The following is an 8,895-nucleotide window of genomic DNA, read 5'->3' as shown; positions in this document are numbered from 1 at the left end:
ATGACGACGGGCACGCACCACATGCTCGGTGGTCTTGAGCAACTTGGCCAAGCGACGATCCGAGAAGCCCTTCTTCTTCAGCGCACGCAACTCGTCTGCAGTGATGGCTTCGAGCGTCGTGGTTTCAAGCTCAAGTTCGATCTTGACGATCTCTTCGATCTGCACAAGGAACCAAGGGTCGATCTTGGTCAAGGCAAACACCTCGTCCACGCTCAGGCCCATGGCAAACGCATCACCCACGTACCAAATGCGCTCAGGACCGGGCTCGCCCAGTTCCTTCTCGAGCACTTCGCGGTCTTGCGTTTTCTCGTTCATCCCGTCCACGCCGACTTCCAATCCGCGCAAGGCTTTCTGGAACGACTCTTGGAAGGTGCGGCCCATGGCCATGACCTCGCCCACCGATTTCATTTGGGTGGTCAAGCGGCTGTCGGCCGTCGGGAATTTTTCAAACGCAAAACGTGGGATCTTGGTGACCACGTAATCGATTGAGGGCTCGAACGACGCAGGCGTGGCACCGCCTGTGATGTCGTTGCGCAACTCGTCGAGCGTGTAACCCACGGCCAACTTGGCGGCCACTTTGGCGATCGGGAAACCCGTGGCTTTGGACGCCAAGGCCGACGAGCGCGATACGCGCGGGTTCATCTCAATCACGACCATGCGGCCGTCAACCGGGTTGATGGAGAACTGAACGTTCGAGCCGCCCGTGTCGACACCGATCTCACGGAGCACTGCCAAAGAGGCATTGCGCAGAATCTGGTATTCCTTGTCGGTCAGCGTCTGGGCAGGGGCCACAGTGATCGAGTCACCGGTGTGCACGCCCATGGGGTCCAGGTTTTCGATCGAGCACACGATGATGCAGTTGTCCGCCTTGTCGCGCACCACTTCCATCTCGTACTCTTTCCAGCCGAGCAGCGATTCTTCGATCAACAGCTCGGTGGTAGGCGAAGCTTCCAAGCCGCGCTTGCAAATGACTTCGAACTCTTCGGGGTTGTAAGCAATGCCGCCGCCCGTGCCGCCCAAAGTGAAGCTGGGGCGAATGACCGTGGGAAAGCCCAAAGTCTTTTGCACATCCCAGGCTTCTTCCATGCTGTGGGCGATGCCGGAACGCGCGGAACCCAGACCAATTTTGGTCATGGCGTCCTTGAACTTCAGACGGTCTTCGGCTTTGTCGATGGCCTCGGGTGTTGCGCCGATCAGCTCGACTTTGTATTTTTCGAGCACGCCGTGGTGCCACAGGTCCAAAGCGCAGTTCAGCGCAGTCTGTCCACCCATGGTGGGCAAGATGGCATCGGGGCGCTCTTTGGCGATGATCTTCTCGACGGTCTGCCAGGTGATAGGTTCGATGTAGGTCACGTCGGCCGTGACCGGGTCGGTCATGATCGTCGCAGGGTTGCTGTTGATCAGGATGACTTTGTAACCCTCTTCACGCAAAGCTTTGCAAGCCTGCACGCCAGAGTAGTCGAACTCGCAAGCCTGACCAATGATGATCGGGCCGGCGCCAATGATGAGGATGCTTTTGAGGTCGGTGCGCTTTGGCATGTTATTTGGCCTCCATCAGGTGGATGAAGCGGTCAAAGAGGTAAGCAATGTCGTGTGGACCGGGCGACGCTTCGGGGTGACCCTGAAAGCAGAACGCCGGCTTGTCGGTGCGGGCCAAGCCCTGCAAAGTGCCGTCAAACAAAGACACATGTGTGGCACGCAAGTTGGCGGGCAATGTCTTTTCGTCCACCGCAAAACCGTGGTTTTGACTGGTGATGGACACGCGGCCGGAGTCGAGGTCTTTCACAGGGTGGTTCGCGCCATGGTGGCCAAACTTCATCTTGAAAGTTTTCGCGCCGCTGGCCAATGCCATGATCTGGTGGCCCAGGCAAATGCCAAAGGTCGGGATGCCGGTTTCAATCAACTCGGCTGCGGCCGCAATCGCGTAATCACACGGTTGTGGATCGCCAGGGCCGTTGGACAAGAAGATGCCGTCGGGCTTGTGCTTGAGCACTTCGGCGGCAGGTGTCTTGGCTGGGACCACCGTGACTTTACAGCCTCGCTCAGCCAGCATGCGCAAGATGTTTTTCTTCACGCCGAAGTCGTACGCGACGACATGGAACTTGGGCGATTCCTGAGTGCCATAACCGGCACCGAGTTGCCACTCGGTTTGGGTCCAGTCGTAAGGCTGGGTCACTGTGACTTGTTGCGCCAAATCGAGACCCGCCATATTGGGGGCCGCCTTGGCTGCGGCAATCGCCTGGTCAATGACCGCTTGGGTGAACGCTTGGCCTTTGGCCAAACCCACGATGGAACCGTTTTGCGCGCCCTTGGTGCGCAGGATGCGGGTCAGTTGGCGGGTGTCGATGTTGGCGATGGCCACTGTACCGGCTTCCACCAGATAAGAGGACAGGGTTTGGTTAGAGCGGAAATTGCTCGCAATCAAAGGCAAGTCTTTGATGATCAAGCCAGCGGCATGGACTTTGTCGGCTTCGATGTCTTCCACGTTGACGCCGTAGTTACCGATGTGCGGGTACGTCAAGGTGACGATCTGCTGGCAGTAGCTGGGGTCGGTGAGGATTTCTTGGTAGCCGGTGAGCGAGGTGTTGAACACCACTTCGCCGACAGTGGAGCCGGTGGCTCCAATCGAGTTGCCGATAAAGACCGTGCCGTCTGCGAGCGCCAAGATGGCGGGCGGGAAGGTTCCCTGAAGAGACAAAAGCACTGGGTTCTCCGGAATAGTTCGGGTACGCCTCAGCACTCACCAGAGATGTGATCTCTTTTGGGCTGCTTGTTAAAGGATTGGACCTGAGATGGACTGTGGCGTACAGGTTGATGCGGGAAAGCCCACTATTATAGCCGAGTACTCAATGAAAACCCTGACAAATCTGACCTCAAAGCCTGCCTCATAGACTACAAAATCATTACAAAAAAGCCGTCGCACTGGCATGCAGACAAATCGCTGCTGCCGTAGCCACGTTCAAAGACTCTTCGCCGCCCGGCTGGGCAATGCGCACCTGGTGCCGGGCCATGGCCATAAGGTTCGCGCTGACGCCCTGCCCTTCGTGCCCGAAGACCCACGCACACTTTTGCGGCAAATCACCCACTTGCAACAAAGCGTGCAAAAAAGGCCCCTTGTGCGAGCTGGTGGTGAGCAATGGGACCTGCAAAGCCGCTACATCGGCCTCGCTGAGCGCCTCGACCAGATGCAGGCCAAAATGTGCTCCCATCCCTGAGCGCAGCACCTTGGGCGACCACAAGGCCGCCGTGCCCTTGATGGCCAACACCTGGCGGTAACCAAAAGCCGAGGCACAGCGCAAAATGGCTCCCACATTGCCCGCGTCCTGCAATCGGTCAAGCACCACTGTAGGAACATCTGTCAGCACCTCATGGGCGGCTTGCCATGCCACCACAAAACCCATGCGGGCAGGTGACTCCAAGCCACTGAGGCTGGCAAACAAGGCATCGGGCACCACAAACACTTGATCGGTCAGCCCCAGCCATTGTTCGCCCTGCTCGGCTTGAAACGACTCGGTCAACACCACCTGCAGCGGACGCACGCCACGCTGCAAGGCGGCGCGGCACAGGTGATCGCCCTCCAGCCAGAATTGACCCGCCTTGCGGTAAGCCGTGCTGTCTTGGGCCAAACGCCGCCAGGCTTTGAGGTGTGGGTTATCCCGCGAACTGATCGGTTTCATCTCACACTCCTGGCCACAGGGGCAAATGTCATGCGGTGACAGTCCGCTGGGCCGTGCGCTTGCAAAGCGGCCAAATGCTGGGCTGTGCCATAGCCCTTGTGTTGGTCAAACCCATACAAGGGAAATTGTTGGTGCATCGCCTGGCACAAGCGGTCACGGTGCACCTTGGCCAAAATGGAAGCGGCCGAGATGGCCGGCACCAGCGCATCGCCTTTGACAATGGCTTCGGCTTGCATGGGCAGCAAGGGCAATCGGTTGCCATCGACCAGCACCAGTTTGGGCGGCAGGCGCAAGCCCTCCACGGCCCGCTTCATGGCCAACAGAGTGGCTTGCAAGATGTTGATTTGGTCAATTTCTTGCACCGACGCCTCAGCGATCGCGCAGCACAAGGCACGCGCCCGGATTTCGTCAAACAAGGCTTCGCGGCGCTTGGCCGAGAGTTTTTTCGAGTCGTTCAGTCCGCGAATCGGGTTCAAATCATCGAGGATCACAGCGGCGGCGACCACCGGGCCAGCCAATGGCCCGCGCCCGGCCTCGTCAACACCTGCCGTCAAGCCGGAGACGTGAAAAAGCAAGGCGGATTGCTCAACGCGAGAGGACTTTTTCGAGGGCATGGGTCGAGAGCTGGGCTGTGTCACGCTGCAAGGCCAGGTGCAATTGTTGAAATCGGAACTGCAAGGCGTCCACCCGGTCAGGCGCGGACAACCAGGACAGACAAGCGTGGGCCAAGGCCTCGGGCGTGCAGCGGTCCTGCAAAAACTCGGGCACCACAAAGTCCTCGCTCAGGATGTTGGGCAGACCCACCCAGGGCTGTAGCTGTTGGCGCTTCATGATCTGCCAACTGATCCAATTCATGTGGTAGCCAATGACCATAGGGCGCTTAAACAAAGCTGCCTCCAGCGTGGCCGTGCCACTGGCGATCAAGGTCACGTCACACGCGGCCAGCGCGGCGTGCGACTGGCCGTGGAGCACCTGCAAACCCGGCACACCTCCTTGCGCATCGATGAGCGCCTGAATGCGGGCCTGCAAGCTGGGGATGGCGGGCAAGACAAATTGCAAGTCCGGGTTTTGTCGCTGCATGATTTGGGCGGCTTGTGCAAAGCGGGGCGTTAGGTGCTCGATTTCAGAGTGCCTGCTGCCCGGCAAAACCGCCACCACGGGCCTTTGCGCATCCAGGCCCAGGGATTGACGGGCCGCCAAGCGATCCGGTTGCATGGGAATGGTTTGCGCCAAGGGGTGACCGACGTAAGTGGCCTGCACCCCGGCCTGGGCCAAAAGCGCTGGCTCAAAGGGAAAAATGCAAAGCATGTGGTCCACGCTGCGCCGAATCTTATCGATGCGATCAGGCCGCCAAGCCCAGATAGAGGGACACACAAAATGCACCGTGGGAATACCTGCAGCCTTGAGCTTGGATTCGAGGTCAAGGTTGAAGTCAGGAGCGTCGACTCCGATGAACACGTCGGGCGGCTGGGCCAGCAATCGTTGACGCAACTGATCGCGAATGGCGACGATGCCCCGGTAATGGCGCAGCACCTCGACATAACCCCGCACGGCTAACTTTTCGTGTGGCCACCACGCGTCAAAACCTTGAGCCAGCATTCGTGGCCCACCAATACCCACTCCATGCGCCTGCGGCCAGCGCGAGTGCAGGCCCTCTATCAGCAAACCCGCCAGCAAATCACCCGAGGCCTCTCCTGCCACCATGGCAAAGGACAAAGCCCCCGCAGGGGCTTTGGGCACGGGCGAGTCTGCGGGTTGTGTCAACGCACGATCCCGCGCTGGGGTGAAGCGGCTTGCAAAAAGCCCAGCATCATGTCCACATCGGGCTGGGCCTCGGGCTTGTCGACGGCCAAAGCCGCAATGCGGGCCATGGCATCGCCGAGCGACAGGCCGTCACGGTAAAGCGCTTTGTGCATGGCCTTGACGGCACTGATGCGTTCGGCCGAAAACCCGCGCCGGCGCAAGCCTTCAAAGTTCATCGAACGCGCTTGCGCTGGCTGGCCTTGTGCCATCACAAAAGGCGGCAGATCGGCGAACAACAAAGTGTTCATGGCCGTGAAACTGTGCGCCCCAATGCGGCAAAACTGGTGCACCACGGTGAAGCCACCCAGGATCACCCAATCATCGACCACCACATGACCTGCGAGTTGCGTGTTGTTGGCAAAAATCGTATGGTTGCCCACCTGACAGTCGTGTGCCAAATGCACATAAGCCATGATCCAGTTGTCGTTGCCCACCGAAGTCACGGCCCGGTCGCCAGGCGAGCCGATGTTGAAGGTGCAAAACTCGCGGACCGTGTTGCGGTCCCCGATCACCAACTCACAAGGCTCGTTGTTGTACTTCTTGTCCTGGGGCACTGCCCCCAAGGAGCTGAACTGGAAAATCCGGTTGTCGCAGCCAATCGTGGTGTGGCCCTCGATCACGCAGTGGCTGGCCACAGTGGTTCCGGCACCGATGCGCACATGGGGTCCGATCACGCTGTATGGCCCCACGCTCACCGAGTTATCAAGCTCGGCCCCCGGGCTGATGATGGCCGTAGGATGGATTTGGCTCATGATGCTCAAGCCTGCGGGATTTTCCGCATGGTGCACATCAACTCGGCCTCGGCGGCGATCTCATCGCCCACCTTGGCGCGTGCCTTGAACTTGAAGATGCCGGCCTTCATGCGGTCGAGCTCCACCTCCAAGATCAGCTGATCGCCAGGCTCCACCGGGCGCTTGAAGCGTGCACCATCGATGCCCGCAAAGTAATACACGGTCTGGTCATCGGGTGTCTCACCCAAGGTATCGAAAGCCAGCAAAGCAGCCGCCTGGGCCAGGGCTTCGAGCATCAGCACCCCCGGCATCACCGGGCGGTGCGGAAAGTGCCCCTGAAAATGCGGCTCATTGATGGACACGTTTTTCAGCGCCTTGATGCGCACGCCTTTTTCGAGTTCAAGCACGCGGTCCACCAGCAAGATGGGGTAGCGGTGCGGCAACTGTTTGAGAATTTTGTGGATGTCCATCATGGTCATGTTTCCTTGTTTTTATGAATCTCGCTCTCCAGCGCCTTGATGCGTTCACGCAAGCGGGAAAGTTGTTTGAGGCTGGCCGCGTTCTTTTCCCAGTTGGCATTGCTGTCCAAAGGGAACATGCCGGTGTATTGCCCTGGCTGCAAAATGGACCGGGTCACCACTGAGGCCGCTGAAATGTGCACATGGTCGGCCAGCGTCAAGTGCCCCAGCACCACCGCCCCGCCCCCCACGGTGCAATGGGCACCGATGCGCGCACTGCCGGCCACACCCACGCAACCGGCCAAGGCTGTGTGGGCACCGATGTGCACGTTGTGGCCGATCTGAATCAGGTTGTCGAGTTTGACGCCGTTTTCAATCACGGTGTCATCCAACGCGCCGCGGTCAATGCAAGTGTTGGCGCCGATTTCCACATCGTCGCCGATGCGCACCGCCCCCAGTTGTTCAATTTTTTCCCATTGCCCCTGGTGTTGGGCAAAACCAAAACCGTCTGCGCCGATAACGACCCCCGAATGCAGGATGCAACGCGACCCCACAGAGCAGCCTTCCGACAAAGTCACACGCGACTTCAGGACTGTGCCCGAACCAACACGGGCTCCGCGCTCAACGACGCACAAGGGGCCAATGACGGCATCCTCGGCCACCCAAGCACCCGGGTCGATGACGGCGCTGGGGTGAATGCGAGGCCCGGGACTGACACCTTGGGTTTGCTTCCACAAAAGGGTCAGGCGAGCAAAGTACAGGTACGGATCTTCGGTCACAATGGCCGAACGCCCGTTGCAGGCCAGCGCCTCAAAGGCGGGCGCTACGATCACGCAACCAGCTTGGCTGGCAGCGAGTTGGCTTTGGTATTTGGGGTGGCTGAGGAAACTGATCTGGTCGGGCCCGGCTGATTGCAAAGGCGCCAAGCCACCGATGGCCCAAGCAGGATCGCCACACAAGCGGCCGCCAAGTCGATCAACCAGAGTGGCGAGCGTCAAAGGCACAAAGACAAACCGGCCAGAAGTAATTATTTGACCAACGAGGCGTTAAGCACCTTGATGACCTTTTCGGTGATGTCGTGCTTAGGATTGACATACACGGCTTCCTGAAAAATCACATCGTATTTTTCAGATTCAGCCACTTGCTTGACGGCACGGTTGGCACGTTCGACGACCAACTGCTGCTCTTCATTTTTACGGGTGTTCAGGTCTTCCTGGAACTCACGGCGTTTACGCTGGAACTCACGGTCTTGGTCGATCAATTGTTTTTGGCGCGCCGTGCGCTGAGACTCAGCCAAAGTGGGCGCTTCGCGTTCGAACTTTTCTGACGAGAGCTTGAGGTTGTTGCCGGTTTCCACCAATTCTTTTTCCCGGCGGGAAAATTCCTGCTCGAGTTTGACTTGGGCTTGTTTGGCTGTCTCGGCCTCGCGGAAGATGCGCTCGGTGTTGACGAAACCCATCTTGAAGTCTTGTGCCTGTGCCAAGCCAGTCAATGATGTGGCCGCAGCCAACAAGAACATGGAGAGTTTTAGACGAAACGTGTTCATTAGAAAGAAGTTCCGATTTGGAATTGAAGTCGCTGGATTTTATCGTTTGTCTGCTTGCGTATGGGCGTGGCATAAGAAAAGCGCAAGGGGCCCATCGGTGAAATCCAGCTCAAACCGATGCCTGCGGAGGCGCGAAGCTCTCCCAAGGATACCTTTTCGTCCTCGCCAAAAGCACGCCCGACATCGGTAAACCCGAACAAGCGCAATGTGCGGTCGTTGCCCACACCCGGAAAAGGCATCAGGACTTCTGCATTGAGAACGAACTTTTTCGGGCCACCCAAATAAATAGGGGCCGTGTTTGTCAAACTGGTCGGTTCGCTGGGGCCCAAAGTGGACTGTTCAAACCCTCGCACGCTGCCCAGCCCACCCACATAAAAGTTTTTAAACAAGGGATATGGTTGGCCTTTGAGGCCTTGGCCCCAACCCAGATCGGTGTTGAAGGCAAAAGTGTATTTTTTGGTGATGGGAATGTACTGCTGGAACTGGTAACTGCTGCGAATGTAACGCACGTCGCCCGCCACACTCACATCCGCGTTAAAGCGCTGCAACGTGCCTTGGGTCGGCACCAAGGCGCTGTCACGGCCGTCACGCGCCCAACCCACTGTCAAAGGCAGTGCCGAGCTTGTGGTTCCAAATGTATTCGCATAATCAAGATATCTGTCAGGCAAACCCGTACCCGC

Annotated in this window: 10 protein-coding genes; all 10 read right to left on the bottom strand. The window is 58.4% G+C overall.

The window, feature by feature from the left end; all coding sequences use genetic code 11:
* Nucleotides 1–1,539: carbamoyl-phosphate synthase large subunit (gene carB, locus Q0341_RS05330; protein WP_299511039.1), on the bottom strand; the 1,539-nt coding region annotated here is incomplete at its 3' end.
* A 1-nt stretch (nucleotide 1,540) separates the two neighbouring features.
* Nucleotides 1,541–2,704, bottom strand: a complete 1,164-nt coding sequence (gene carA, locus Q0341_RS05325; protein WP_299511038.1) for a glutamine-hydrolyzing carbamoyl-phosphate synthase small subunit — start codon at nucleotides 2,702–2,704, stop codon at nucleotides 1,541–1,543.
* Nucleotides 2,705–2,903: 199 nt separating this feature from the next.
* On the bottom strand, nucleotides 2,904–3,677 hold the full coding sequence (locus Q0341_RS05320) for an RNA methyltransferase (protein ID WP_299511037.1): 774 nt from the start codon (nucleotides 3,675–3,677) through the stop codon (nucleotides 2,904–2,906).
* Nucleotides 3,674–4,291: a ribonuclease HII gene (rnhB, locus tag Q0341_RS05315; RefSeq protein ID WP_299511036.1), complete on the bottom strand. Its 618-nt coding sequence runs from the start codon at nucleotides 4,289–4,291 to the stop codon at nucleotides 3,674–3,676. The genes Q0341_RS05320 and rnhB overlap by 4 nt, the downstream gene beginning before the upstream one ends.
* Nucleotides 4,263–5,381: a lipid-A-disaccharide synthase gene (lpxB, locus tag Q0341_RS05310; protein WP_299511041.1), complete on the bottom strand. Its 1,119-nt coding sequence runs from the start codon at nucleotides 5,379–5,381 to the stop codon at nucleotides 4,263–4,265. The genes rnhB and lpxB overlap by 29 nt, the downstream gene beginning before the upstream one ends.
* 56 nt (nucleotides 5,382–5,437) lie before the next feature.
* On the bottom strand, nucleotides 5,438–6,232 hold the full coding sequence (lpxA, locus tag Q0341_RS05305; RefSeq protein WP_299511035.1) for an acyl-ACP--UDP-N-acetylglucosamine O-acyltransferase: 795 nt from the start codon (nucleotides 6,230–6,232) through the stop codon (nucleotides 5,438–5,440).
* Between the two features lie 5 nt (nucleotides 6,233–6,237).
* Nucleotides 6,238–6,684 carry a 3-hydroxyacyl-ACP dehydratase FabZ gene (gene fabZ, locus Q0341_RS05300; RefSeq protein ID WP_299511034.1) on the bottom strand — a complete coding sequence of 149 codons (447 nt, stop codon included), beginning with the start codon at nucleotides 6,682–6,684 and terminating at the stop codon, nucleotides 6,238–6,240.
* A 2-nt stretch (nucleotides 6,685–6,686) separates the two neighbouring features.
* On the bottom strand, nucleotides 6,687–7,673 hold the full coding sequence (lpxD, locus tag Q0341_RS05295; protein WP_299511033.1) for a UDP-3-O-(3-hydroxymyristoyl)glucosamine N-acyltransferase: 987 nt from the start codon (nucleotides 7,671–7,673) through the stop codon (nucleotides 6,687–6,689).
* Between the two features lie 23 nt (nucleotides 7,674–7,696).
* The gene (locus tag Q0341_RS05290) at nucleotides 7,697–8,188 is read right to left on the bottom strand and encodes an OmpH family outer membrane protein (protein WP_299511040.1); all 492 of its coding nucleotides are present in this window, start codon (nucleotides 8,186–8,188) and stop codon (nucleotides 7,697–7,699) included.
* 26 nt (nucleotides 8,189–8,214) lie between these two features.
* A partial coding sequence (locus Q0341_RS05285) for a BamA/TamA family outer membrane protein (RefSeq protein WP_299511032.1) occupies nucleotides 8,215–8,895 on the bottom strand: 681 nt, incomplete at its 5' end.

The organism is uncultured Limnohabitans sp. (assembly GCF_937889215.1).
Lineage (GTDB): Bacteria > Pseudomonadota > Gammaproteobacteria > Burkholderiales > Burkholderiaceae_C > Limnohabitans_A.
This window is presented reverse-complemented; position numbering and strand designations above follow the sequence as displayed.